This is a genomic window from Companilactobacillus halodurans (assembly GCF_009600985.1).
In the GTDB taxonomy this organism is placed as follows: Bacteria; Bacillota; Bacilli; order Lactobacillales; family Lactobacillaceae; genus Companilactobacillus; species Companilactobacillus halodurans.
Genome location: NZ_VDFP01000024.1, coordinates 1 through 26,470 on the forward strand (window position 1 = coordinate 1; position 26,470 = coordinate 26,470).

Below are 26,470 nucleotides of genomic sequence, written 5' to 3' on the forward strand. Positions count from 1 at the left end.
GCATCAAGACGAAAAACCTCTTTCATTGTTTGTGGAGAACTCCAATGATACCTGATTTTTTCGTCTTGGTGTTTTTATTTTGGAATTTTATTGAAAGTGGCTAACTTGATTATAAAATTCGCCAAATAAAGTATGTGAAAGTCGAAAAATTAGAAAATATATATAAATCCATTTAAAAGGACTATCCCACTTTATGAAAACGTTGACATATTCTATAAAAGATCTAAGATAAATCTTGGTTAGTCGATCAGGCAAATATAAATATGGGAGGTTTTTAGTATGACTGACAATATCGGTAATAATAATGATAATTTAAATCTTGATGCACTTTTTATCGGTGATAAAGCCGAAAATGCGGATTTATTCAAAACAACATTAATTAAGTTGGTTAATGAACATATGGGATGGCGCAAGAATTATATGCCACAAGATGAACCATTAATCTCGGAAGATGAAAAAACTTCTGAGTCATTTAAATCAACTGTAAATAAAATGAATGCTGTTTTAGATGAATTATCCGTTCGTTTACGTACAAATTCTGTTCCATGGCACTCACCTCGTTATTTTGGACACATGAATTCTGAGACGTTAATGCCTTCAATTTTGGCATATACATATGCGATGTTATGGAATGGTAATAATGTTGCATATGAATCATCACCAGGTACTTCTCAAATGGAAGAAGAAGTAGGTAAGGATTTTGCTAAGTTATTTAACTTCAATCATGGTTGGGGTCATATCGTTGCCGATGGCTCATTGGCAAATATGGAAGGCTTATGGTATGCAAGAAATGTCAAAAGTCTACCATTAGCAATGAAGGAAGTAAAGCCAGAATTAGTAGAAGGCAAGAGTGATTGGGAATTACTCAATATGTCTGTGGACGATATTATGGATATTCTTAATAGTCAAGATGATAAAACTATTGATGCCATCAAAGCAAAGTCAGCTCGTGGAGGAGTGGATCTTTCTAAACTAGGCAAGTGGCTAGTACCACAGACTAAACACTATAGCTGGATGAAAGCTGCCGATGTCGTTGGTATTGGTTTGGATCAAGTTGTTCCTGTTCCAGTAGATGACAATTACAGACTTGACGTAAATGAACTTGAAAAGACAATCAATAAATTAGTTGCTGAAAAAACTCCAATACTTGGTGTTGTAGCGGTTGCTGGTTCTACTGAAGAGGGTGCTGTTGATCCTGTCGATAAAGTTGTCGAATTACGTAAAAAATTGATGAAACAAGGGACATATTTCTATTTACATGTTGATGCTGCTTATGGAGCTTATGCACGTTCATTATTCTTAGATGAAGATGGGAATTTCATTCCATATGATAAGTTACAAGAAGTTCATCAAAAGTATGGTGATTTCCAAGAAAATAAAGAATACATTTCAAAAGATGTCTATAATGCATTCAAGGCCATCTCAGAAGCTGAAACGGTAACAGTAGATCCTCACAAGATGGGCTATGTACCTTATGCAGCTGGTGGAATTGCAATTCGTAATATTACTATGCGCAACATCATTTCATATTTTGCTACATACGTATTTGATAAACGTTCAAAGGCACCATCAATGTTAGGTGCTTATATTCTTGAAGGTTCCAAGGCTGGTGCAACTGCAGCGGCTGTTTGGACTGCACATCGTGTTTTGCCATTGAATGTTTCAGGGTATGGTAAGTTAATTGGTCGTTCAATTGAAGCAGCTAACCGTTATTATGACTTTTTGAATGATTTGAGCTTTGACATTAATGGACAAAAGATTGAAGTTAATCCATTAACAAAGCCTGACTTCAACATGGTTGATTGGACATTTAATGTTAAGGGCAATAAGGATTTTGCCAAGATGAACAGCTTAAATCTTGCATTTTATCAAGAGGCCTCATTCGTTAAGGGCCCTATTTATAATAACGATTTTATTACATCACATACTGATTTTGCAAAAGATGGTTATGGTGATAGTCCTGAAGCTTATGTAAAGAGTCTGGGCTTTACACATGATGATTGGGAGAATGAAAAAGCTGTTGGAATTTTACGTGCATGTGTATTGACACCACTTCTATATGATAAAGATAATTTTGCTGAATATGCAGGTAAAATTAAGAGTGCTATGGCTGAAAAATTGTCAAAGATTTTAAATCAAATGAAATAGTAACAATAAACAGTTTATTAAATAAGTATTAATATTATAACTTTTCGTAAAACTCAGGAGTAGGGATGCTGCTGAGCTTTACGTGTTTAGGAGTTGAAATAAAAATGAGCTCAAATAATAAAATAAGCCTTGGTACATTTATCGGGATTGGTATGGCTATGATTGCCACAGTCCGTAGTGTTCCAACATTGGCAGCCGCAAGTTGGCAAATGTTCTTCTATTTGATCTTTGCTGTTATTTTCTTTGCTTTACCTGTTTCAATTATGTCAGGAGAATTCTCATCGATGCTTCAAGATGCCGGTGGTCCTCAGTTATGGGTACGTACTGGATTGGGGTCAAAATGGGGCTTCACCACAGCATGGCTACTTTGGGTACAAATTTTCCCAGGTATGGTTATGGTTGCTTCCACTCTTGGACCATTGTTGGGTAATACAATTGGTAATCAAGTTTTGGGACAAAATCACTGGTTTACCTTAGCATGTATTATTGTTATTTACTGGATTATTACAATATTAAATTTGAAATTTGATATGGCTAAATTTGCTGGTAATTTTGGTGTTTGGTTTGGTGTTTATATTCCATTTGCAGTTATGATTATTATGGGAATTGCCGCACTTGCCAAGACAGGAATTGATGTTAATAGTGTTTTAGGATCATTTTCTTCTGGTAAATTAATTCCTAGTGTTGATACTTTGAAGTATGTTGCTGCTATTTCATTCATCTTCACAGGAATTGAAACATTAGGTGTTTATGTTCCAAGAATGAAAAAGTCAAATGATTTCGTTAAAGGTGTCATTTTTGCATTAGTTGCAATGGTTATTTTGAATTTGTTAAATGCTTTCATTGTTGCTGATGTTGTACCAAAAGGTTCGACAGAATTAACAAATATTACACAACCAATTATTCTATTCTGTAAAATTTTAGGTTGGCCATTATGGATTGCTAATGTGTTTAGCTTATTGGCAGCCGTTGGTGTCTTCCTTCAACTGTCGGGTTGGGTAACAGGACCTTCACAATCAATGATTCAAGTTGCACGTGAAGGGCTAGTACCATCAAAATGGGGCTTCTTTAAACACAATGACATTGGTGTTGCAAGAAATGTTATCTTGACACAAACAACTTGTATTACACTATTTGCTTTAATGTATGCTCTACCAGATATTAATAGTGTTTTTCTAATGCTAACAAATACAACGACATTATTGTATTGTGTTCTTTATTTCTTAATTGCAATAGCATTCATCAGATTACGTTACACACAGCCAAATGCAAAGAGACCATACCGTGTTGGTAAAAGTGGTAATGTGGCTGCTTGGATTTGGACGATATTGTTTATTTTTGGTATTTTTGCCATTGGTATTGTAACAGTAGCTACCGCTGGAATTACTAATGGAATTGCCATGGTTGTTATTACTGTTGTAATGACTATTATCCCATTAATTATTAATTCACACAAAAATGATCAGTGGCTTAAGGATGCTCGAGCATACGAAAATAAATAGTATGTAATTATTTATTAGATTGGGGTGTAACTAATTTGAGAAAGAGTGAAAGACATAAACCAAATGTTGGCGTTTTAGAAAGTATAATTGTTGTTATTATAATTTTGATTATACTGGGGTACTTAATTATCTTTTCGGGTCAATCGCCCCAGGTTCCTCTGCTGATTTCAGTAGTTTCTCTTATGCTTTATGGAATTATCAGAGGATTCAATTGGGATGAAGTAGTTGGAGCAATTGAAGAAGGAATTAAGCCTGGAGTAATTCCCTTGATGATTTTTCTTTTAATTGGTGTTTTAATTGCAACATGGATTTATTTGGGAACCATCCCTACAATCATGTATTTTGGGTTTAAAATAATATCAGTTAAGTACTTTTTACCTACAGTGTTTATTGTCTGTTCACTCGTTGGTATTACTTGTGGCAGTTCGTTTACTACAGTATCAACAATGGGCATTGCTTTTATTGGAATAGGATCAGCGTTGAAAATAAATCCAGGTATTACTGCTGGCGCTATTATCTCAGGAGCATACTTTGGTGCAAACGTTTCTCCATTATCTGGGACAACGAATTTAGCTGCTGGTGTTGGTGAAATAGATATTTATGAGCATATCAAAAGTCTAATTTGGACTGATTTGCCAGTTTGGGGTGTGGTTTTGATTGGATATACACTACTTGGATTTGGCCATAAGGATGTAAGCTTGGAGAAGATAACCATTATGACGCAACAGCTCCAAAATGGGTTCTGGATTTCATTTTGGACAGTTCTACCTATCATTTTATTATTAGTTCTTGCGTGGTTAAAGGTTCCAGCAGTGCCATCACTAGCCTTTGGTTCGTTCTTTGCTGTTATTATTGGTTGGTTACATCGTCCAATAAAATTAAACACCCTAGCTAAGTATATAATGAATGGATATGTAGCTAAAACTGGTAGTAAGACGATGAATGTTTTATTATCAAAGGGTGGAATTGATAGTATGTTGAGTTCTTTGGCCTTGATTATCTTTGCGTTGTCATTAGGGGGATTATTGATTAAATTTCATATCATTGGATCCTTAATAGATGGGCTTGGACAATTTATTAATACTGCAGGAAAATTGGTTTTAATGACAGCTATTACATGTGTTGGTGTAAATTTTTTAGTTGGCGAACAATATTTATCAGTTATTTTGCCAGGTGAAAGCTTTAAAGATTCATTTGATAAAATGAATTTGCCAAGAACAAGATTAACTAGGACACTTAATGATGCTGGTGCAGCAGTTAATTCTATTATCCCATGGAGTGTCAGTGGAGTATTTATTCAAGGAGCATTGCAAGTTAGTCCTATACAATATATACCATATTCATTCTTCCCATTGTTGGTTCCCTTTTTTACTGTTTTTGTTGGATTTATACTAGAACATAAAAAGAGAACATTAAAATAAGACTAATAATTGATTGATTAATTAATTTAATTGTTGTTTAATAAAGCTAAAGCGTTTTTTAAGGAGAAGATATTTATGGACATTTTAGAAGATTTGCAATGGCGTGGAGCCATCAATCAGTGTACTGATCTTGAAGGACTTCGCAAATTATTAAAAAATAAAAAGGTCTCTCTTTATTGTGGTACTGATCCTACCGGTGATTCACTTCATATTGGACACTTAATTCCATTTATTATGTTAAAGAGGTTTCAACTTGCAGGACATCATCCATATATCCTTATTGGTGGAGGTACTGGTTTTATAGGTGATCCATCAGGTAGAAAAACTGAAAGATCACTTCAAACGACTAGTCAAGTTGAACATAACGAAAAAGCTTTAACTAGCCAAATGGTTAAATTATTTGGTACAGAAAATTTTGATATTGTTAATAATTACGATTGGTTAAGTAAAATTGATTTGCTAAGTTTTTTAAGAGACTATGGTAAATCATTTAATGTAAATACAATGCTATCTAAAGAAGCAGTTGCTAGTCGTTTAGATAATGGTATCTCATTTACTGAATTCAGTTATCAGATTTTGCAGTCTATTGATTTCTATCATTTACTTAAAGAAAAGGATATTCAGCTTCAAATTGGTGGTGCCGACCAATGGGGCAATCTGGCTAACGGTGTAGATTTAATTCATAAAAAAGATTCTAAAGCTGAAGCTTACGGACTGACTATTCCTTTGATGCTTAAGGCTGATGGTACTAAATTTGGTAAGACTGCTGGTGGTGCTGTATGGCTCGATCCTAAGAAGACCTCTCCATTTGAATTCTATCAATTTTGGTTTAATCAAGATGATCGTGACGTCGTTAAATATCTCAAGTACTTTACGTTCTTGTCACATGATGAAATCAATGCTTTGGAGGAAAAAGTTACAAGGGAACCAGAAAAGAGGGAGGCTCAAAAACGATTGGCTCAAGAGGTAACGTCATTTGTTCATGGAGTAAAAGAAATGAAAGAAGCTGAAAAAATTTCTGAAGTTTTATTCAGTGGTGACATTAAACAGTTGTCAGCATCAGAAATTAAACAAGCTTTTGATAAGGTTCCGTCAGCACATGCTAACAATCTTTTGACAAATATTGTTGATCTCTTGGTAAATACTGAGATTGAGCCTTCAAAACGTCAGGCACGTGAAGATGTAACGAATGGAGCCATAACTATAAACGGTGAAAGAGTTACTGATGTAGAGTCTATGATAGACCCTAAAGATGGCTTTGATGGTAAATATATTGTGGCTCGTAAAGGAAAGAAGAATTACACGTTAATTAGTGTAGAAGACGCAAATTAAAGAGATTAGTTAATATTAATTGTGATTTTTCTTCTGAATCGTATTGAAAATAGCACAAGTTAAAAAGTAGATAGTAAGTAGATTTACTATTTTGGCTCTTTGTCAAATCATATTGATGAATGATTTTTGAGCTTATTAAGTACCCTCATTGAGGGTACTTTTTTTATGCACAAATCAATCTTATTCTCTTAATAAAATGGTCAAGATTTCTAAATCCATAAGAATTTCTTTTCAATTTATTTATTTTTCCAATGGTGCCCTCAAGAGGGCCATTGGAATATGGCAATAAGCAACTGTTTTTTACATAGTTTATATTTTTTCGTAACGTTGTAATGACTGTATCCATTGCGGTTCCATTTCTTTTATACCTGTAAGTGGTTTCCCTAAGTATATCTATGTCATGATACCTTATCGCTTCTTGAATGCTTTGATAAGTATCGTAGGTTTCTTTGAATACTGGTATTTTATCAGTAGCTATATCAATGACATTTTGAATAGTAGTATATTCGTTTATACCGGTGATGTATTTTACGTGGGTTGCGTCTACATCTTCCTCGGGAAGATGAAATAGACTCCAGTCAGATTTCATAGCTTTGTATATACGAGACTTTTTATCATGGATCTTTTTTAAAGAATTGATACGTACTCGATCCATAGCTCTACTACAAAGTTGAACAATATGAAATCTATCTACGATTATGCGAGCATTGGGAAAAATACGATGAACGACTAATTGATAATTGGCATTTAGATCAATAGATACAGTTTTAACAGCTTGTCGTTCTGACAAGCTATACTGATTTATAAAGTGTTCAATTATTGTTCTGGATAGTCTGTCATGTATCAGTTCAACTAGTCTATGTGTATCTGCATCAATAGCTATAAATGTAAAAAGATTTTTTACTGAGCCAAATTCATCGAAACAAATATTTTCAGGTAAATGTGAACACCTACGTGGAATCTTCGTATTACCATACAAAATCCTATTTACAGTACTAGCCGAAATACCAATAACCTTAGCCATGGATGACAAAGTAAAGGATTCTTTAGCCATAGAAAAGATTCTATGTTTAACTTGCTTAGTCATTGTATGATTTTTGATCAATAAGTCACTGTGGGCACCGCAGGTGCTTCCACAGTTCCTACATAAAAATCGTTGTTTCTTAATTACTAAATGATATTCAACACCATTAAAACTGGCTAGTCTCGCAATAGTAATTCTTTTACCATTTTTAACTAATGAAATTATTCCACATTGAGGACACTTATGTAAGGTATAGGATAATTTTGCGTTCACAATTTTTATACGTTTTATAATGCCACGTTTTTTTATTTTGGCATCTTTTACTGAAATAATTTTTATAATATCGTCTTTTATATCTAATGTACATAGTATAGAATTGTTTTGGGACATCATGTTTACTCCTGTTTGATTCGGTTTGATTGCTTAAATCTTAGCATGAGAACAGTGATGTTCTTTTTTTATCTAAAAGAGAATAAAAAACTGGCGTTGATTTATTCATCAACACCAGAAAGTTTAGAAGCATTAAATTGAAAGGGGTGGCTGGTAAAACAAGTGATTTGAAATAAAATCCCTTGTCAAATGGAGCTATTAAATGTGAGTAATATTTAATTTGGAAGGCCTTTAAGAACCGAAACAAAATATGAATCAGTTAATTATACTTATATTTCAATAAATTATAGGAAGGGATGTGTTCATGAACTTTAAGTAATAAAAACATTATACAATGTTTAATTGTAAGGTTTTCAAATAAAAAATCATCATTAAATATAATAAAAAATATATTTTATTTCTCAAATTGTAATATTAATATGAATATCTAAATAAAAAACACTTACAGTAAAATATTTTACAATGGTTAGTGACAAAACCGATCATGAAAGAAGCATTTACGATGAGCGTATCTACTTTATCACAGTTCGAGCGCGGTGCCATCTATTATTTATTAATTGATGGGTAAATCACAAAATGAAATTGCTAGAATATTAGAGATATCCAATCGACCACTGTTTATCACGGAAAAAAATTTACTGATGTCAACAGCTAATAAAAGGTCATGGTCTATCAAATTATTTTTGTCATCTGTACTCTCTCCTTGGGAATGTGGAGCTAATGAATATTTCAACCGTAAGTTACGTTGGCTCTTTCCAAAGAAAACCAACTTTAATTCAATTGCCGATGACGATGTCATCGAGGCAATTGAATTAATAAACAGATGGATACTAAAAATTTTAGGTTGGAAAATTTCCATTAAAACATTTAGAGAGTATTTTTTAAAGTGTTCGGATCATATTTGCAATCTATTATAATAAAAATTGTCAATGTTATAATAATGGATTGAAATATTAATGAAAATTAGTTATACTAATTACGTATTGAGGTATGTTTTGAAGGAAGGGTAGCGAAGTCTGGCTAAACGCGGCGGATTGTAAATCCGCTCCTTCGGGTTCGGTGGTTCGAATCCACTCCCTTCCATATTGTTATAATCAACTGGTGACTGGATTTATCTGAGATTGTTAGTTGATATAAAGTTAAGTTTATGGTAGTTACATCTGACAGTTAGACCATATTAGTCTAGCTGCTTTTTGCGTCCGGCAGGGATAACTATCCTAGTGTTGAAAGTCGATATAAACTGTATTAGATTGAAACGTTTGAAGAATAAGTAGATAATCTATTTTAACTTAGATTAACAAAGGGAATAGCTCAGTGTGACAATAAATCGAGGCGGACACTTCGCTAATATCTGAAAGTTATACTCGTGAAATTTTTAAAGTAAAACTCTTTAATATAATCTTTCAACAATTATAGAAAGTGTATGTAAATTTAAACATTTACTAAAAATCTTACAAATATCAGTATGATTGTTTCTTTCAAAGTTCGATTCCTAAATCCATTGCTAACATATTCTGAATTGGGATATAACCTATTGAGATTACAAATTTAATTGAGTTCACTCTTATCCCAATCCAGTTTTATGGAGATAAAACTTAAAATGTAATTCAATAAAGTTATAATTTTTCTAAAAATTAGTTCGTCCGTATGCTACGAAATACAGTTTTTATTAAATGAGATACAAAAATGAAGCTGATAGTAAATTACTTATCAACTTCATTATAGCTAGTGCTGTGGATTTGAACGGGACCAATTTAAAATATGAGCAAAATAAATGAAAATATATCAATGATAACGCGTAATAAAAGTTAGGATTTTAAAAGACATTTGTATTAAAAGATAATTAACTATTTTGGAGTTTTGAATTAATAAATTGTTTGGTTTAATATTTGATGATTTCAAAGTGTAAATTATTACTATTAAGACAATAGCAATAATAAAAGATTATGACATTTAAATGCTCATACAAATAATCCCTATTCAAGGATAGCACTCAGAGTAAAATAAGCAAGCGGTTACATAAAACTAAAAACAAAGTTTTATCAAAAATTATAATAATCTAAATTTAAAGATTGAAATTTGATTTATTTTATAATGAGAGAATTAGTGAGTGTATTGGCTATTTATGTAATGATCATTTTCTAGTTGACTAGGATTTAAATTTTCAAAATTATTTGTCTAAATCTATTATTTTTTGTTTGACACAAATTGCTTCCTATTTTTTACCATTAGTCAATAGAGAACCTGATATTGTTGGGTTCTCTTTTTTGATATTATGATATGGGTAAGGATCAGAAGATTCAAGGTATTGATATTTGAAAATTAGAGTTTACTAAATAAAGCTTCATATATTATATTTTTTATGAGGTGGTAAAATGATAAGTGAGAGATGATTAATGTTCGCCCAAGAACATTTTTGTATCATACATCTCATTATTTAAAACTAGATGATATATCGTCCTTATAAGATGATGTATAGCAGATATGACAATCTTCTTGGTTCCTTTGGAACCTGAAGATTGTCTTTTTCTTTTATAAACTAAACGGATATTTGTTGGGATCGTTTTTGAAGCCGATATGATATTTAATATTGCTTTAAAAAGTATTTTACGAGCGTAAGCATTGGCACGTTTTCGTATGTGTTTTCCAGCCGTATAGTTACCAGATTCGTAATGAATAAGATCTATTTCTATGAATGCATTGATGGCATTTGAACTATAAAACCTCCTGATATCTCCCATTCAGCAGTCAAACAGACTGCCTTTTTGATTCCACTTCCTGGAATACTTATTAGTATTTTTATTTCTGGTAGATTTTTAGATAGTTCAGCCATTTCACTAATCAATTGAGATTTCAAATGATTGATGCGTTGAACTTCATGTGCGTGATATCTTGCTTCTCTAACTTCATAATCAATATTGGTTATAAAAAAGATTATTTTGCCAGCTCGATTAATCGGCTGGCAATACGTTGAGAACGGCCAATTCCCATATTTTTGGGAGTCGACTCTAATACTACTCTAGACAATGTATAAATATCATATTTCTTAACAAAATCAGATGATGGAAATTTTTGTACAAGATTCCAATATAGATCTCCATCAGTGGAACTTAAAAGATTTTCTATTTCTGGGAATGTAATTGAAAGTATTTTATGTAGATGATCCTTTTCACGGACAATGTCTTCGTTTTGTTCTTGATAAAACCGTTCTAATGCATGTAGTTTTGAATAAATTGGGTCAGATAGTTCAGAGGGTCATAATGATGCACGGACATCGCTTTAGAGAGTCCGAGAGCATCAAGAGAATCAGTTTTATTATGTCTAAAACTATCCATATCCTTCTTTGCACGCAAAGAATTGATTCTCGTGAATTGATAATCCTCCTGTAATAAATAATTTTCCAAACTTCTAGAGTAAACTACAATAAATTCGAAGATTATTGATGGTTCAGTAAAAGAATTTAGCTCCTTGCCAAGAGTTTCAAATCCCTTGGCATTATTATTTATTTTGAATTGTTTTACTGGTTGGCCATTTACCAAAATAGCTATATTAGACGTAGTTTTACTACCATCAATCCCAAATATGAATTCCATAAATATCGCTCCTATTAAAGTTTTATTCACTCTGGATACACTTATTTCAATTTTCAATACTCGGCATCTAGGCCAACAGACTTCGAACGGAATTAAATTGAGTCCTGCGAAGTTGCCAGCTTTTTTACGACATCATGTGCCAATAGGCCCTTCGACTTTTATCAACTTCATTCTCATTTTACTTTTAAAAAGTAAAATGAAGAATCACGATTTTGTCGAATCATTATTCTTCATAAATGTTAGTTTGTTTTTTTGTTTTAGATTAAATTAGCATGCTCACTGTTGGTTAATAGTTTGAATTAGAAATAGCCTGAATAAATTTGAATCTACTTGTATTCAATAGCTTATGATCCTTAATAAGATGACTTTTCCCGTTCATTGGCCATTCCCGAAAGTAAAGATAAAGATTTGTAAAGGGCAATTCTATTTCGATTTATATTTATATTCTTATTTTCTGATTCATTATGTATTTGTTGTAAAATAGCTTTTAATTCACTTTTGCTTTTGTCTGAAAAAATATTACTAGTATTCATCCAATAAGTGATGGATACGACCCAAGAAAAAATTGGATGCTTTATACCTAAGTTATGGATATAGTTTAGAGATATATCATCTAATTGGATTTTGTTATTATCAATTGAATTAAGATTTATTATTCTGCCATAAACGTTTCCGGTGAGAAAAAGCCACAAAGTAAAGTCATAAGAAGTAACATTTTTTAATGAAATAGGCCTTTTTTTTGTTGAGTTAACAATTTTTATTACATGATAATTGCTCAGCCATTCAATAAATGATTCATAGTAATCCTGAACGAAAGAATTGTTCATCTTAATTGATCCTTTTATTCCTGATAATTTATTGATTTTTTGATGTATAATAGTATCTTCGAATTGTCTAATATTCAATTTAGTGTCTCCAGTACAATATATTTAGTACTTTAATTATAGCAATATAAAATTTATTATGAATATTCTAGCTCAAATTAATATTAATAAAAAAATGCGCTATACTAAAGAATATATAATATTTGGAATTTAATTGGAGGGGCTAATAATGAAATTTATCATTCAAAATAAAATATTTGAAAAAATTAATAATTTATATGTGGGTGTTGTTATAGCGAATGGCGTTGACAATACAAAAAACAGCGAAGTATTCAAGAAAATGTTAAGCACATATACTGACGAAGTAAAAGATAGATATCTTGGTGAAAAAATGAAGGATGATAAAGATATTATTCCTTATAGAAATGCATTTCGAAAATTAAATATTAATCCAAATAAATATCGTTGTTCAATTGAGGCATTATTTACTAGGATTTCCAAGGGAAAGCGTATTCCATCAATTAACCCATTAGTTGACTTGAATAATGCTATTTCGTTGAAACATATATTGCCAATGGGGACACATGATTTAACAGGGGTAGAGTCAGAAGATATTCAAATGCGTTTTTCTGTTGATAACGATGTATTTGTCCCTATGGGCTCTGATGAAGTTGAAAAACCAGACAAAAATGAAGTTGTTTATGCAATTGGTAATGACGTAAGAACTAGACATTGGACATGGAGGCAAAGCAATCACGGTAAAATTAGTGAGAATACACATACAGTATTTTTCCCAATTGATGGATTTAAAGGTATTAACGATGATAGGGTAGATGCAGCAGTTAAAGATCTAAAAACAATATTAATTAATAAATTCAATTGTTCTGTTCAAACTGGATATGTTGATAAGAATACACCAGAATTTTCATGGAATAATATAGATGAATAAATGAATATATAAGTGGTTTTTAATTCTGTTAATTTAATATAATCTCTAAATATTATGTTATCGTTTTCCTTGATGATCTATGATGTGAATGAATGTTTTGTTAAAATATAATAAATATTCTAATTAATTGGGAGAAATTATGGACGATAAAATGGATAGTATTATTAGTAAGTTAAAAAATATTTTTTTGATGTATGGTGATACAACTAGTTTTAATATTATAAATACCTGGATAATTAATGAAAAAGTCATTAACGTTTGGGATATTCAATTTCAAAATGATGAGAATTTAAATATTAAAGTGCCCGTTGCCGTTATTGATTCAAAGAAAATTTCATTTTTTAAGCCAGCTAAAATGGCCATGAGTGGAGTACCATTACCAATTATTGAAGAAGACTCAAAGAAAATAATGCAATTGTTGAATCAATTACATTATTTATCTGAAAAAAATGGTAAGCAGGTTAGAAAGTTCGAACCAAGGATTGATGATATTGATTCTACTAATTCAATTAATTTAATACTTGATGAATTAAAACGTATATATGAGTATTATAATGATAAACTAGATTTTCCAAGAATAATGGGGTATATAGTTAATTCACCAGAATTATATATAACACATGTAAATGTTGAAAAAACAAAATTATTTGATATTTCCATTTATCTACCAATTGGAAAGTTCGTGGATAATGATTCGGAGGAATTGTTGACACCTGACAATTCGTTAATTGCGATAAAATCAGAGGGTGAAATTAAAAATGATTCAAAATATATTGCTGATCTTATTAATCAGTTAATAAATATTATGACTAAATCGGAATGATGTGAAGTACATCTAATTAAAATTTGAATTAAACAGTGATATTATTATATTATGCCTGCTTTCATAATTGTTAAATTGGATTTAGGGTATATTTATATTTCATTGAGAAGAGGATTTTGATTTTGAGTAGCATTGAAGATGTAGCAAAGTTGGCTGGCGTATCAACTACAACTGTTTCAAGAGCTTTAAATAATAAATCGTATGTATCAGAAAAAACAAAATTAAAAATTGAAAAAGTAGTTAAAGAATTGAATTATGTACCGAATAAGGTTGCAAGATCTTTGTCAAGTAAGAGAACGAATATTATAGGAGTTATTGTTCCTTCAATAATCGATCCAGTTTATTCTGAGGAAATTGATACAATAGAAAGAGTTTTGAATAAAAATGGTTTACGCATTCTTTTATATCTTTGCCCCCGTAATTCAAAACAGTATGAATTAGAATTAAAAAATATGTTGAATAGTTATATTGACGGAATTATTTCCGCAGTTTATGATTTTCCAGTGACAGTGGCTGAAGAAAACGTTCCATTTGTACAGCTTGGTGGTGGAAAAGTTGATTATTCAAGAAAAGTTAATGTGATAACAGATGATTATAAAGTGGGGCAAGCTGCTGTTAAACTTATTGAAGGAAGTAATCGCAAAAGGGTTATAGTACAACATGGCCCTTTATCATTATCTGAAGAACAAGATCGTTTAGATGCAATAGTATATGCGCTTAATGGTTCTCAAGTTGACTATGAACTACAATTAGTTAATCAAGATGATCCATATGGTATTGAAGGTACACAAAAACTATTTGCAGAATTTAATGATTTTGATGCGGTTTTAGCAAGAAATGATCAAAATGCTTATCAAGTTATTTTAGAGGCTAAAAGAAGAAAAATTATGATTCCGAAAGAACTAAAAGTCATAGGTTACGGAGGGCCTAAATTTTTAGGAAATATGAGTTCATTAATGACGTCCATTAGTATCAATCCAACCAAAATTGGGAAAACAGTTGCAAATTTGATGATTAGTTTATTGGATGAAGAAAAAAAACAAGGAAACCAACAGATCACAGTGCCCATAGTAATTAAATGAATTTAATGATTTTTGAATTAAATAGATTACAATTCCATACGGTTAGACCATAATTGGTCTAATTTTTTTGGTGCTTTGTCAAAACGTATTGATGAATGATTTTTGAACTTATTAAGTACCCTCAATGAGGGTACTTTTTTTTGCACAAATCAATCTTATTCTCGTAATAAAATGGTCAAGATTTCTAAATCCATAAGAATTTCTTTTCAATTTCTTTATTTTTCCAATGGTGACCTCAAGAGAGCCATCGGAATATGGCAATAAGCAACCGTTTTTTACATATTTTATATTTTTTCGTAACGTTGTAATGGCTGTATCCATTGCGGTTCCATTATAAAGGGTTTCTCTAAGTATCTCTATGTCATGATGCCTTATTGCTTCTTGAACACTTTGATAAGTATCATAGGTTTCTTCGAATACTGGTATTTTATCAGTAGCTATGTCAATGATATTTTGAATAGTAGTATATTCATTTATTTTTACATGGTTGGCGTCTACATCTTCCTCTGGAAGATGAAGTAGACGGTATATACGAGACATTTTATCAGAAATTTTTTTAAAGAGTTGATACGTGCTCGATCTATAGCCCTACTACAAAGTTGAACAATATGAAATATATCCACGATTATACGAGCATTGGGGGAAATACGATGAACAACTAATTGATAATTGGCATTTAGATCAATAGATACAATTTTAACAGCTTGTCGTTCTGGAAAACTATACTGATTTATAAAGTGCTCAAATATTGTGCTTGATAGTCTGTCATGTATCAACTCAACTAGTCCATGTGTATCTGCATCAATAGCTATAAATGTAAAAAGGTTTTTTACTTAGCGAAATTCATCGAAACAAATATTTTTAGATAAATGTGAGCCTCGATGAGGAATCTTTGTATTACCATACAAAATTCTGTCTACAGTACTAGCCGAAATATCAATAATCTTAGCCGTGGAAAAGATTCTATGTTTAACTTGCAATTTTTGCTCAATAAGTCACTGTGGGCACTGCAGGTGCTTCTACAGTCCCTATACAAAAATCGTTGTTTCTTAATTACTGAATGATATTCAAAACCATTAAAACTGGCCAGCCTCGAATTAGTAATTCTTTTACCATTTTTAACTAATGAAATCATTCCACATTGAGGACACTTATGTAAGGTGTAGGATAATTTTGCGTTCACAATTTTTATACGTTTTATAACGCCACGTTTTTTTATTTTGGCATCTTTTACTGAAATAATTTTTATAATATCGTCTTTTATATCTAATGTACATAGTATAGAATTGTTTTGGGACATCATGTTCACTCCTGTTTGATTCGGTTTGATTGCTTAAATCTTAGCATGAGAACAGTGATGTTCTTTTTTTATCTAAAAGAGAATAAAAAACTGGCGTTGATTTATCCATCAACACCAGAAAGTTTAGAACCATTTTTTTATGAGTGAACAGCTTAGAGAGGTATGACAATTGAAGAATCAAATTAAAAATTGATCACCTGATGATAATTTTTAATTAAATATAATCAATAACAATTAAATGTAGCCATGTTTGTAAGGTAAACACATCAATAACATTTATTCTTTAGAGAGTATTATTTAAAGTGACATTGACTTTTATATTAAATTTAATTGTGCGTAATGTTATAGAATGTGTTATGAAATTTTTAACAGATCTGATTAAGACTTTCCTTTTATAATAGGCAAACGTGAGTTACTTATGAAATTCATTGAGCAAATTGAACAATATATTAGTGATGACTATTATTAGTACGTTGAGTGGTATGATATTTCATTGAGTCCATTAACTACTTAGTTTACTAAACTTGTGAATAATTTTTTTAAGGGTCAATCATTATTTTATTGAATAAAATTTAATAATTCAGTAAAGCTGATTATGTAAAGTTTAAATATAGAAATTTGGTAATTTTGTGGAGGATAATAATGAATTTAGCACGTTAAAATGACTATATAAATCGAATGATTTGAAAATATGTAAATTCGCTTAGAATTAGCAAGTAAATACTATGTATTTCATACGTATCATACGTAAATTTTTTGAATATATTTTCTTTTTAAAAATAAAAATTAATTATGACAAAAGATGATCAGAGGAAAATTGATACAATATCAATTTTCCTCTGATCATTTAATTTGATTATATAACTTTAACTTATCTTATCTTTTGAACTGAAGATCCAATCTCAATAAAATCTTTAACAATTGTATTTTTTGCTGAGAAATTAGGTTGGTTCATCAATAATATATTTTCTACGATTTTTTCGGAAATGGTATCAATATCCTGTCTTATACAGGTGATTTTTGGTTTGATAATTTCTTGAAAATCTAATTGGCCAAAAGAGACAAGCGATATATTTTCGGGAATAGATACTTGCACTTCATTTGCAGCTTTTATAATTCCAGCTGTCATTAAATTGTTGGAACTGAATATTGCGGTAAAACCATTTCTATTCTTAGAATTATAGGCCAGAAAATTTAACATTTTTTTGTAAACAAAATTTTCTTTATACATACCATTTATTATTTTTGCGTTTGATAATTTAATATTGTTTTCTATTAGTGATGCTTTAAATCCCGAAACACGTTCTCGGGATGTCATTGCATTTGGGGTTCCGGCAACAAATATTATTTTTTTATGGCCATTTTCAATTAAAATTTGTGTAAGAGCTTTAGATTCATCGAAGTTGTTGCTCCCTATAAAAGGAAAATCATTTACTCCTAAGTTTCTATCAATTATTATTATCCGAGTTCCAGAACTTTGGATTTTTCGTAGTGAATTAGTATTATTTGAAGCCGGTGATATCACAATTGTATCAACTCGTTTTTCAGTTAAAGCTTTAAGAATTTTTTCTTCTTTCTTCTCTGATTCATCTGTATTGCATACAAGTAAATTGTATCCATATTTAAATAAAGCATTATCAATTTCCTTTGCAATATTTGAATAGTAAGGGTTTTTTATATCAGCAACAACCAAACCAATAAGATTTGATTTTTTTGTTCTTAAATTTCTTGCAATGGAATTACGATTGAAATCTAATTCATTAACGGCTTTAAGAATTTTTTTTCTAGTTTCCTTTTTAACTGGATAGTTACCATTTAATACTCTGGAAACAGTAGAAATTGAAAATCCAGAAAGTGCTGACACGTCTTTTATTGTTGCTCTTTTCATCATATACCTCTTTTAAAAGTTTCACCAATCTGAATATAGCATATTATTACAATATTTGAATGAAAGTTCTTGAATTTGAGTAAATTATTAAGTAATAAATAAAAAAGAAAAATTATTTTTATACCATTGACAGCGCTTTCATAAAATGCTACATTAGTTTTGTTGATAGAAAACGTTTTCTATATATGAAAAAAATATCGAGATATAAAGGACTATTCGCTTGAAATATGGTCTTTTAATAATTGTTTATTAATAGAAAACGTTCTCTATAAAAAATATGAAGGAGATTTTTAATTATGCTTACACAAGAATTATTACACCCAGCCATTTTACGAGCTATTGCAAACTGTGGACATGGAGATAAAATTTTGATTACGGATGGTAATTATCCATTGGATTCTGATGTTAATGAGGCTACTGAAAAGGTTTACTTAGCTTTAAGACCCGATTTACCAACAGTTACAGATGTTCTGAAAACTTTAAATTCAACGATTAATTTTGAAAAAGCAGAAGTTATGACTCCAGGAAAAGGTGAACAGCCAGAAATTTATGGAGAATTCAAGGATATATTAAAAATGGATGATTTATCTAAACTTGGACGTCAAGAGTTTTATGATGCATGTAAGAAATCAACTAATTTGAAACTTGGAATTAATACAGGTGAAACAAGAGTTTTTGCAAATATACTTTTGACCGTTGGAGTTAGATAAAATAATTAAAGGAGGACAATAATGGATGCTTTGAAAATCTTTGAAAGAGTTATGGATGACGAAGCTAATGCTATAAAAGATGCGAAAAGAAGCATTGAAAGTGATAAAGATATCTATTTGAAAATTGTGAATAAAATTTCCAACCTTAGTGGCCATTTGATTTTTATGGGAGTTGGCAAATCTGGTCATATTGGTGAAAAACTAGCGGCAACTTTTTCGAGTACAGGAACGCCTTCATTCTTTGTCCATGCTACTGAAGCAATGCACGGAGATTTAGGAATGATAACCAAATCAGATTTGGTAGTAATGATATCTAATTCAGGAGAGACAAAAGAAGCTCTAGCACCAATTTCTGCAATTCATAAAATTGGTACAGAGGTTATTGGAATTACAAAAAAATTAGATTCTAATTTAGCAAAAATTTCTGATTTTGTTTTGATTGTTCCAGTGGATGGTGAGGCAGACAAATTTAATTTAGCACCAACTAAAAGTAGTACAGCTGTATTAGCTGTTGGAGATTCTTTAGCGATTACTGTCTCCGAGTTAAATAGTTTTAAAGAAAAAGATTTTGCAATGTTTCATCCCGGTGGAGCTTTAGGCAAAAAATTATTTGATGATGGTTTAGTGGAAGGGTGATAAATGTTGAAAAAAATTTTAGTAATTGGTAGTTTTATGACAGATTTAGTTGTTAAAGCTGATCGGTTTGTTGAAGAGGGAGAGACAATCATAGGTAACTCTTTTAATCAATTTACTGGTGGAAAAGGTGCTAATCAAGCGATTGCTGCTGCAAGATTAGGTAGCAACGTTGAAATGATTGGCGAATTAGGCAAAGATTCGTTTGGTAAAGATCAAATACAATCTTTAGAAAATAATAATGTGAAGCATGATCATGTATTATTTACTGGAAAAGCTAAGTCGGGAGTTGGAAACCCCCAAGTGGATGCCAGTGGAAATAATAGAATTGTCGTTGTACCAGGTGCCAATTTAAAATTAACTCCAAAAAATTTGGAAGAACTTAGTAATACGATTCAAAGCGCAGATATTATTGTTTTACAGTTGGAGATTCCATTTGAAACTGTATATAAGGCAATTGAATTAGGACATAAGTATCATAAACAAATAATCTTAAATCCAGCTCCTGCTGCAGATTTGAATCAGGACTATGCCTCAATGGTGACTTACATGACTCCAAATGAACATGAAGCTCAAATGTTAACTGGTATTGACACAAGTACTCCAGATGGAATAAAAAAATCTGCTAGTGAATTATTGAAACAAGGATATCAAAATGTGATTATTACTATTGGTGATAAAGGAAGCTATTTTGTTAATAAGAATGTAGAGATTCAAATTTCAGCTTATAAAGTGAAAGCTGTTGATAGTACAGCTGCTGGTGATGCATTCATTGGAGCATTTGCCTATGGACTATCAAGGGGTAATTCAATCCAGGATTCATTACAATATGCATCCGCTGTGTCAGCAATAGCGGTGACTAAAATGGGAGCACAACCTTCACTACCTTCTAAAAAAGAAGTAGATGATTTTTTAAAAAATAATTAATAAAGAAGGGGTGATATAAATGGAAAATGAAACGCAGGAGAATGTGAAAAATAAGAAATGGATAGAAGAGCCTGATGGATATTTAAATAAAACTCCTCCTTTGCAGTTTATATTAGTGACAATACTATTTGCTTTATGGGCTATCGCGGCAAGTTTAAATGATATTCTGATCACTCAATTTAAAGCTGTGTTTGCTCTTAGTGATTTTGCTACTGCATTTGTACAAAGTGCTTTCTATGGAGGTTACTTTGTAATTGCGATACCAGCCTCAATTTTTATTAAGAAAAATAGTTATAAATTGGGAATTATTGCAGGATTAGGTGCCTTTTCTCTTGGGTGCTTTCTCTTTTTTCCAGCATCCAGATTGGTTACATATCAAGTATTTCTTTTTGCATTATTTGTTGAAGCCATTGGATTAAGTTTTCTAGAAACTTCTGCTAACGCATATAGTTCGTTACTTGGTCCTAGGAAGTCTGCTACGGTTAGACTAAATATTAGTCAAACAATGAATGCAGTCGGTGATATTATTGGTATTCTTTTGGGTAAATATTTGATATTTACCGATGGAAATTTGAAGCAGGAAATGGCATCTATGAGTAAAGAGGCTGCTGAACAATTTGGTCAACAAGCATTGGCTCGTACTTTGTCTCCTTATAAATACGTTTTGATTGTTTTAGTAATTATGATTATTTTATTTATTATCACAAAATTTCCTTCAGGAAAACCTAAAACAAGTGATAGTCAAAAGAATGCAACATTCAAAGAAACTATGAATTATTTATCGAAGCGTCCTCGTTATTGGCATGGGGTGGCTGCTCAGTTTATATACATGGGCGTTCAAACAGGGGTATGGTCATTTACTATGCGTCTGGCATTGGATATGTTTCCACAATTTAATGAAAGATTTGTAGCTAATTTTATGCTATATAGTTACATTTGTTTCTTCGTTGGACGTTTTGTGGCTAGTTATTTATTATCTAAATTTTCAGAAACTAAAGTTCTTATGTCATATTCATTCATTGGAATGTTAATGATTTTGTATATTACTTTTGTTCCTAATATTACAGCAATATATGCAGCAATTGGAGTCAGTCTAGTATTTGGTCCTTGTTGGCCAACAATTTTTGCAAGAACTTTGGAAGTTGTTGATGATAAAAGACATACGGAAACAGCTAGTGCATTTATTGTGATGGCAATTGTTGGTGGAGCTGTTCTTCCTATTTTTCAAGGATTACTTTCCGATTTCACAACAATGCAATTTTCATTTATTATTTGTGCAATCAGTATGGCAATTGTTTTCCTATATTTTGTTAGTGAGTATAAATATGATAAAAGGAAGGCCTAACCATTTTAATTAGATTACAATTCTTTGAATTGAACAATTTCTTTTTGAAAATGTTTCATAATTGTTGATTTTTTTCAACAGTTATGAAACATTTTTTGTGTTTAGATTTAAGATCAAATCGTTCTGATTAGGCTTTGCATTGTTTGTTTTTAACTAACTGATATCTAGATAGTCAAACGAAAACTTTTATAAACTATTTCTGATAACTATAGATATTGTATACCCTTGGCTTTTTTGAAAAGGTTAATTGAATTAGTTTAAATAATTTAAGAAAATTAAGATTATGAGGTAACAATTTAGAATAATTATTTGTTAAAAATCCATCAATAAGAAAACGGTTACTTGTGCTACAATAGTACTGCTGAGTGGTTATCAGCAATTAATGTTATGTGCGACTTGATTTCTTGGAGGTTATCAGGTCGTTTTTGTTTTCCATGGAATTGAATGATTTTACTTTAGGTCAATATGTTCATGACAATAGTGATTATATTAATAAAACAGCTATTTTATCACTGGGACATTTTAATGTTGAGCAACCAGGAATAGAGTATGCTGCAAGTTATTTTGACGATATCCTTGATGAAAATGTATCATTTGTTGGAATCATTATTATAATTATTTACGATTATAAATCATTGTATTATTAATTGAAAATGTATCTACTTAGTTTTTAAAGTGATATATAATTTAATAATTGACAGGTATATTTTAAAAGTTATCCCAAAAATGAAGCTGATAAGAATTTCACTGTCAGCTTCGTTTTTCGGATACTATATTAATAATAATCATATTTCATGATAAGCAAAAATTCATTCGAATCCTTCTACGTGTTCCACCCTCTATGATTTCACAAAGAAAAAATTGGACGATGTTACTTACAAATTATCCTAAGCAATATTGGATGTATATTAATTATTCGTTTGTTTATTATTTACTTGAGTTTCTACTTTTGTAAGTTTATTTTCTATAGATTTTAAACAATCCATCATCTGGATGGGGGTCATGACATCTTGGCTATTTTCGGTACTGTTATTTTCTTCTTTTATTCTAAAGGGAATAGAAGATTCGGAACGTCGAACGTCATTATAAAGCTTATTTATAGTTTTGAATGATTCTTTTGAAAATTTTGGAATGCTATTTAAAGATGATTGTAAATCTCGTGATAATCGAAAATCCATTTTTGCTAGTTTTTGATATATATCAGAGATTGATGTGTTTGTTATCGTATTGCTGATGATTTTCGTTTCATTTATATTTATCGATTTATAAAAATTTGAAGCACTATTTATAAATTGACTTAAGTCGGTAATATGCGCGATTGAAGAAGTTATCTGAGAAAGATCATGTATATTAATAGCCATTGATTTGATTAAATCGTTTTTGATGTGAAAGTTAACAATCGTTGGTTCAATTATTTTAGATATATCAGTTGTGATGTTCATTGGAAATGAAACTGTAGATTTAAGGGCTTCAGTTTGCTTGCTAATAGAATTTATAGATTTTAAATAGTTATTTATTTCAGATGTAATGCTATTATTCATAATTAAGATTCACCTAGTTTCATTTTGAATTATATCAAAGTAATAAACATTAAATAATTAAAATAGATAATAGATGTTATTTAGGTTAAAATAAATGCTCTAAATTATTCTGTGCACCATTATTCTCGTTGTAATAGATATCAATCAAGAAATTTTTAATTAGAAAAGTTTAAATATCTTTGCATACAATATGGTTAAACAATTTACTTATACCTTGAAAGTGTATTTAGGTGTAAGTGATTATAAATATATGGCAAATTATAATAATAAGAAGGGTGAGATTTCATTGATTCAACAAATGAGATATTTTGTATCAATTGTAAAAAATCATAGTTTTACCAATGCAGCAATTGAATGTAATATTTCTCAGTCATCAATATCAGAACAAATGAAAAATCTTTCTAATGAACTAGAAGTGAAACTTATCAAACGTAAAGGAAGAAGTTTTGAATTAACCAAGGCTGGAGAATTTTTTTATCAGCATTGTCAAGAAGTACTAAATGAGTATGATAAATTGATTGCTGATACTAGATTAGTTGAGAAAAATACTGATAATGAATTTGTTTTAAGGTTGGGTTACTTAAGAAAGTTTGGGTCACAGGAATTTCTTAAGGCCGTTGCTCAATTTTCTGATAAATATCCAAAGGTGACTGTAAAAATACATAGTGGATCGTATCAAGAATTATTCAAATTATTATTGAATGATAAGTTAGATTTAAATTTTTCTGATAGTAGGAATACATTAATAAACACATATGAGAATCTACCATTAACACAGGCTGAGTACAGGGTGATTCTTTCTCCAAAAATGTTTCCAGATAGGAAAGAGTCCATCGACACTAAGGACCTTGTGGATCTGCCGTGCATTTTAGTAGTAGGTGCGGATCAGTTTGAGTCTGAACAAGAGTACTATCGTAATATTTTAGGAATAAAAAGTCCTTTTAAAATAGCACAGACCTTTGGAGAAGCTCAGATGCTTGGAGCAACAGGTCAAGGATATATAGTTGTCAATAGTAGAACATCAGGGCAAATTGATTCCAAAATTAATCGAGTTTTGAAATTAACAAATAATGGTAGAGATTTGATGCAACATTATTATGCATATTGGAAGAAAGATAACTCAAGCTTTTATATTGAAAGCCTTGCTAAAATTTTAAAAGACCAATTTAAAAAATAAAGTTGTCCAAATTATTTTAAATGATAATTTGGACAACTTTATTTTTTTATCGCTAAGTACGATTGATTAGTATCGAAAACTAAATCGGTGATAAATGATAATTTGTGAACTCATCGGTAAATCCAATCAATTGCATTGAAAATTTAAATTGGTTGAAACATAGAAAGGTACTAAAGTTAGCTATGAAATTAAAAAGATATAGGATGTGATCAAGTGTTACTTTTGATTTTTCCAGTAACAATGGGAGTTGGATTAGCAATCCAAACAGCGGTTAATTCAAAATTAAGAACTTTTGTTTTATCTCCTTATTTATCATCGGGATTATCGTTTTTCATTGCTTGGTTGTTTTTAATGATATTAAGTTTACTAATGCATCAACAGTTGTTAGTTAGTTATACAACCTTATTGCAAGAGCCGATGTGGTTATGGATTGGCGGACTTTTCGGTGCAATAGCTCTGACTGGGAATTGTAGTATTATTTCAAAAAATAGGAAGTTTACAAACTACGGTTTTGCCGATAATGGGAAAAATTGCAATGGGTACCATTATTGATCAATTTGGATTATTTAATTCTCCACAAAATCAAATGATTTTTTCGAGAATTATAGGGTTAATACTATTGATTAGTGGAGTAATTTTTTCATTGGGTATTTTTGACAGCAATGTTAAGGAAGTTATCAAGGAAGAAAAAGAGGAATTGAATCATAAACGTATCAATATTTTTTATCAAATATTCGCTGTTGTATCAGGGATGTTAATGGCTATTCAAACTGCTATTAATGGATATTTAGGTAAAATATTGGATTCACCAATACACGCTTCATTTATATCGTTTACGATAGGAATCATTTGTTTAATATTGATTAATTTATTATTAAAAACTAGGATCATGAACTTAAAGTATGCTATAGAACAAGGTATTTCCTATTGGTGGATATGGATTGGTGGAATATTGGGAGCATTATATATTCTATGTAGTTCATGGTTAGTTCCATTAATAGGGACTGGACAAGTAGTCGTCTTAGCATTATTTGGACAATTATTATTTAGTGCCTTGGTTGAACATCTTGGCTTGTTTGAATCGGTGAGAAATAAAATTTCTCGTTCAAAAGTAATTGGTTTATCAATAATGTTTGTTGGTGTAATTTTCATAAAATTTATATATTTTTAAGGGGAAAGATAAAAATGAAAAATGTTTTAATTTTAGGGGCATCAGGTTCAATCGCAACATTAATCGAAAGAAATCTACTTGAAAATAATCAGGTAAAAATGACTTTACTGGTTAGACATCCCGAAAAATTAGCACCAGACATAAAAAATGATAGTCGTCTTAAAATTGTTGTTGCAGATGTAGTCAAGAACTACCAACAATTAGTTAATGCTATGGTTGGACAAGATGTGATTTATGCCAATCTATATGGTGCAAATTTGGGCCAACAAGGAAAATCAGTGGTCAGATCCATGAACGAAGCAAATGTTGAAAGAATTATTTGGATATCTGCAAACGGTATTTATAATGAAATACCTGGAAAGTATGGTGTTTGGAATGCTTCAATGTTAGGTAGTACCCTGGACGCATATGCAGAAGGCGCTAAACAAGTAGAAAATAGCGGGCTTGAGTATACGATTATAAGACCTGCATGGTTCTCAGATAAAGATGAAGTAAACTACGAATTGACACAAAAAGGTCAAGAATTTAAAGGAACAGAAGTTTCTCGAGTTAGTGTAGCCGTATATATTACTTCACTCATTTTGGATTCTACAAAAGAGGCTCATCAGTCAGTTGGTATTAATGAACCAAATACAGATGGATCAAAACCTAGTTTTTATTAATGAATAAATTCAATGATTGAGGAAAGAA

General features: G+C 30.8%; 24 protein-coding genes and 1 tRNA gene. 17 read left to right on the forward strand and 8 right to left on the reverse strand.

Annotated elements, in window-relative coordinates:
* Positions 1–279: 279 nt before the first annotated feature.
* From tdc to tyrS, 4 genes are all read left to right on the forward strand, one after another.
* Positions 280–2,148 carry a tyrosine decarboxylase gene (gene tdc, locus FHL06_RS10100; RefSeq protein WP_153386275.1) on the forward strand — a complete coding sequence of 623 codons (1,869 nt, stop codon included), beginning with the start codon at positions 280–282 and terminating at the stop codon, positions 2,146–2,148.
* Between the two features lie 104 nt (positions 2,149–2,252).
* A complete protein-coding gene (locus FHL06_RS10105) occupies positions 2,253–3,650 on the forward strand; it encodes an amino acid permease (RefSeq protein ID WP_153386277.1) in 1,398 nt (465 codons plus the stop codon).
* Positions 3,651–3,685: 35 nt separating this feature from the next.
* The gene (gene nhaC / locus FHL06_RS10110) at positions 3,686–5,071 is read left to right on the forward strand and encodes a Na+/H+ antiporter NhaC (RefSeq protein WP_153386279.1); all 1,386 of its coding nucleotides are present in this window, start codon (positions 3,686–3,688) and stop codon (positions 5,069–5,071) included.
* 75 nt (positions 5,072–5,146) lie between these two features.
* Positions 5,147–6,403 carry a tyrosine--tRNA ligase gene (tyrS, locus tag FHL06_RS10115; protein ID WP_153386281.1) on the forward strand — a complete coding sequence of 419 codons (1,257 nt, stop codon included), beginning with the start codon at positions 5,147–5,149 and terminating at the stop codon, positions 6,401–6,403.
* A 163-nt stretch (positions 6,404–6,566) separates the two neighbouring features.
* Here the strand turns inward: tyrS and FHL06_RS10120 are convergent, their stop codons facing one another.
* Complete coding sequence (locus tag FHL06_RS10120; RefSeq protein ID WP_192917959.1) at positions 6,567–7,817, reverse strand: ISL3 family transposase; 1,251 nt, start codon at positions 7,815–7,817, stop codon at positions 6,567–6,569.
* Between the two features lie 1,000 nt (positions 7,818–8,817).
* Between FHL06_RS10120 and FHL06_RS10125 the strand changes: the two genes are divergently transcribed.
* Positions 8,818–8,900, forward strand: a tRNA-Tyr gene (locus tag FHL06_RS10125).
* Positions 8,901–10,210: 1,310 nt separating this feature from the next.
* On the opposite strand, the gene FHL06_RS14750 is transcribed toward FHL06_RS10125, so the two are convergent.
* From FHL06_RS14750 to FHL06_RS10135, 3 genes are all read right to left on the reverse strand, one after another.
* Positions 10,211–10,558, reverse strand: a complete 348-nt coding sequence (locus FHL06_RS14750; RefSeq protein ID WP_238334017.1) for a transposase — start codon at positions 10,556–10,558, stop codon at positions 10,211–10,213.
* 468 nt (positions 10,559–11,026) lie between these two features.
* Entirely contained in the window at positions 11,027–11,410 is a 384-nt protein-coding gene (locus FHL06_RS14755; RefSeq protein WP_238334018.1) for an IS110 family transposase, read from the reverse strand.
* A gap of 353 nt (positions 11,411–11,763) precedes the next feature.
* Positions 11,764–12,315: a hypothetical protein gene (locus FHL06_RS10135; RefSeq protein ID WP_153386285.1), complete on the reverse strand. Its 552-nt coding sequence runs from the start codon at positions 12,313–12,315 to the stop codon at positions 11,764–11,766.
* Between the two features lie 148 nt (positions 12,316–12,463).
* Between FHL06_RS10135 and FHL06_RS10140 the strand changes: the two genes are divergently transcribed.
* From FHL06_RS10140 to FHL06_RS10150, 3 genes are all read left to right on the forward strand, one after another.
* A complete protein-coding gene (locus FHL06_RS10140; protein WP_153386287.1) occupies positions 12,464–13,183 on the forward strand; it encodes a B3/B4 domain-containing protein in 720 nt (239 codons plus the stop codon).
* Between the two features lie 139 nt (positions 13,184–13,322).
* Positions 13,323–14,006 carry a hypothetical protein gene (locus FHL06_RS10145; RefSeq protein WP_153386289.1) on the forward strand — a complete coding sequence of 228 codons (684 nt, stop codon included), beginning with the start codon at positions 13,323–13,325 and terminating at the stop codon, positions 14,004–14,006.
* 122 nt (positions 14,007–14,128) lie between these two features.
* Positions 14,129–15,088: a LacI family DNA-binding transcriptional regulator gene (locus FHL06_RS10150; protein ID WP_192917960.1), complete on the forward strand. Its 960-nt coding sequence runs from the start codon at positions 14,129–14,131 to the stop codon at positions 15,086–15,088.
* 111 nt (positions 15,089–15,199) lie between these two features.
* On the opposite strand, the gene FHL06_RS14945 is transcribed toward FHL06_RS10150, so the two are convergent.
* The 3 genes from FHL06_RS14945 to FHL06_RS10170 all read right to left on the reverse strand — a co-directional run bounded on the left by FHL06_RS14945 (position 15,200) and on the right by FHL06_RS10170 (position 18,276).
* The gene (locus FHL06_RS14945; RefSeq protein WP_153386293.1) at positions 15,200–15,628 is read right to left on the reverse strand and encodes a transposase; all 429 of its coding nucleotides are present in this window, start codon (positions 15,626–15,628) and stop codon (positions 15,200–15,202) included.
* Complete coding sequence (locus tag FHL06_RS15130; protein ID WP_162000297.1) at positions 15,583–15,900, reverse strand: transposase; 318 nt, start codon at positions 15,898–15,900, stop codon at positions 15,583–15,585. Before FHL06_RS15130 ends, FHL06_RS14945 begins: the two co-directional genes overlap by 46 nt.
* Positions 15,901–17,259: 1,359 nt before the next feature.
* Entirely contained in the window at positions 17,260–18,276 is a 1,017-nt protein-coding gene (locus FHL06_RS10170; RefSeq protein WP_162000295.1) for a LacI family DNA-binding transcriptional regulator, read from the reverse strand.
* Between the two features lie 296 nt (positions 18,277–18,572).
* Here FHL06_RS10170 and FHL06_RS10175 point away from each other — a divergent pair, with 296 nt between their 5' ends.
* From FHL06_RS10175 to FHL06_RS10195, 5 genes are all read left to right on the forward strand, one after another.
* On the forward strand, positions 18,573–18,986 hold the full coding sequence (locus tag FHL06_RS10175; RefSeq protein ID WP_153386300.1) for an RbsD/FucU family protein: 414 nt from the start codon (positions 18,573–18,575) through the stop codon (positions 18,984–18,986).
* A gap of 21 nt (positions 18,987–19,007) precedes the next feature.
* Positions 19,008–19,622 (forward strand): KpsF/GutQ family sugar-phosphate isomerase, encoded by a 615-nt coding sequence (locus FHL06_RS10180; protein ID WP_153386302.1) that lies wholly within the window; start codon positions 19,008–19,010, stop codon positions 19,620–19,622.
* A gap of 3 nt (positions 19,623–19,625) precedes the next feature.
* Positions 19,626–20,546, forward strand: a complete 921-nt coding sequence (gene rbsK / locus FHL06_RS10185) for a ribokinase (RefSeq protein ID WP_238334019.1) — start codon at positions 19,626–19,628, stop codon at positions 20,544–20,546.
* A 19-nt stretch (positions 20,547–20,565) separates the two neighbouring features.
* Positions 20,566–21,891, forward strand: coding sequence for an L-fucose:H+ symporter permease (fucP, locus tag FHL06_RS10190; RefSeq protein WP_153386304.1), 1,326 nt, complete (start codon positions 20,566–20,568; stop codon positions 21,889–21,891).
* A gap of 434 nt (positions 21,892–22,325) precedes the next feature.
* Positions 22,326–22,538, forward strand: coding sequence for a hypothetical protein (locus FHL06_RS10195; RefSeq protein WP_153386306.1), 213 nt, complete (start codon positions 22,326–22,328; stop codon positions 22,536–22,538).
* Positions 22,539–22,799: 261 nt separating this feature from the next.
* On the opposite strand, the gene FHL06_RS10200 is transcribed toward FHL06_RS10195, so the two are convergent.
* Positions 22,800–23,432 (reverse strand): hypothetical protein, encoded by a 633-nt coding sequence (locus tag FHL06_RS10200; protein WP_153386308.1) that lies wholly within the window; start codon positions 23,430–23,432, stop codon positions 22,800–22,802.
* 190 nt (positions 23,433–23,622) lie between these two features.
* On the opposite strand from FHL06_RS10200, the gene FHL06_RS10205 reads away from it, so the two are divergent.
* From FHL06_RS10205 to FHL06_RS10220, 4 genes are all read left to right on the forward strand, one after another.
* A complete protein-coding gene (locus tag FHL06_RS10205) occupies positions 23,623–24,609 on the forward strand; it encodes a LysR family transcriptional regulator (protein WP_238334020.1) in 987 nt (328 codons plus the stop codon).
* Between the two features lie 213 nt (positions 24,610–24,822).
* Positions 24,823–25,161, forward strand: a complete 339-nt coding sequence (locus FHL06_RS10210; protein WP_153386310.1) for a DMT family transporter — start codon at positions 24,823–24,825, stop codon at positions 25,159–25,161.
* Complete coding sequence (locus FHL06_RS10215; protein ID WP_153386350.1) at positions 25,130–25,780, forward strand: DMT family transporter; 651 nt, start codon at positions 25,130–25,132, stop codon at positions 25,778–25,780. The genes FHL06_RS10210 and FHL06_RS10215 overlap by 32 nt, the downstream gene beginning before the upstream one ends.
* Positions 25,781–25,794: 14 nt before the next feature.
* Positions 25,795–26,442, forward strand: a complete 648-nt coding sequence (locus FHL06_RS10220) for an NAD(P)H-binding protein (RefSeq protein ID WP_153386312.1) — start codon at positions 25,795–25,797, stop codon at positions 26,440–26,442.
* Positions 26,443–26,470 lie beyond the last annotated feature (28 nt).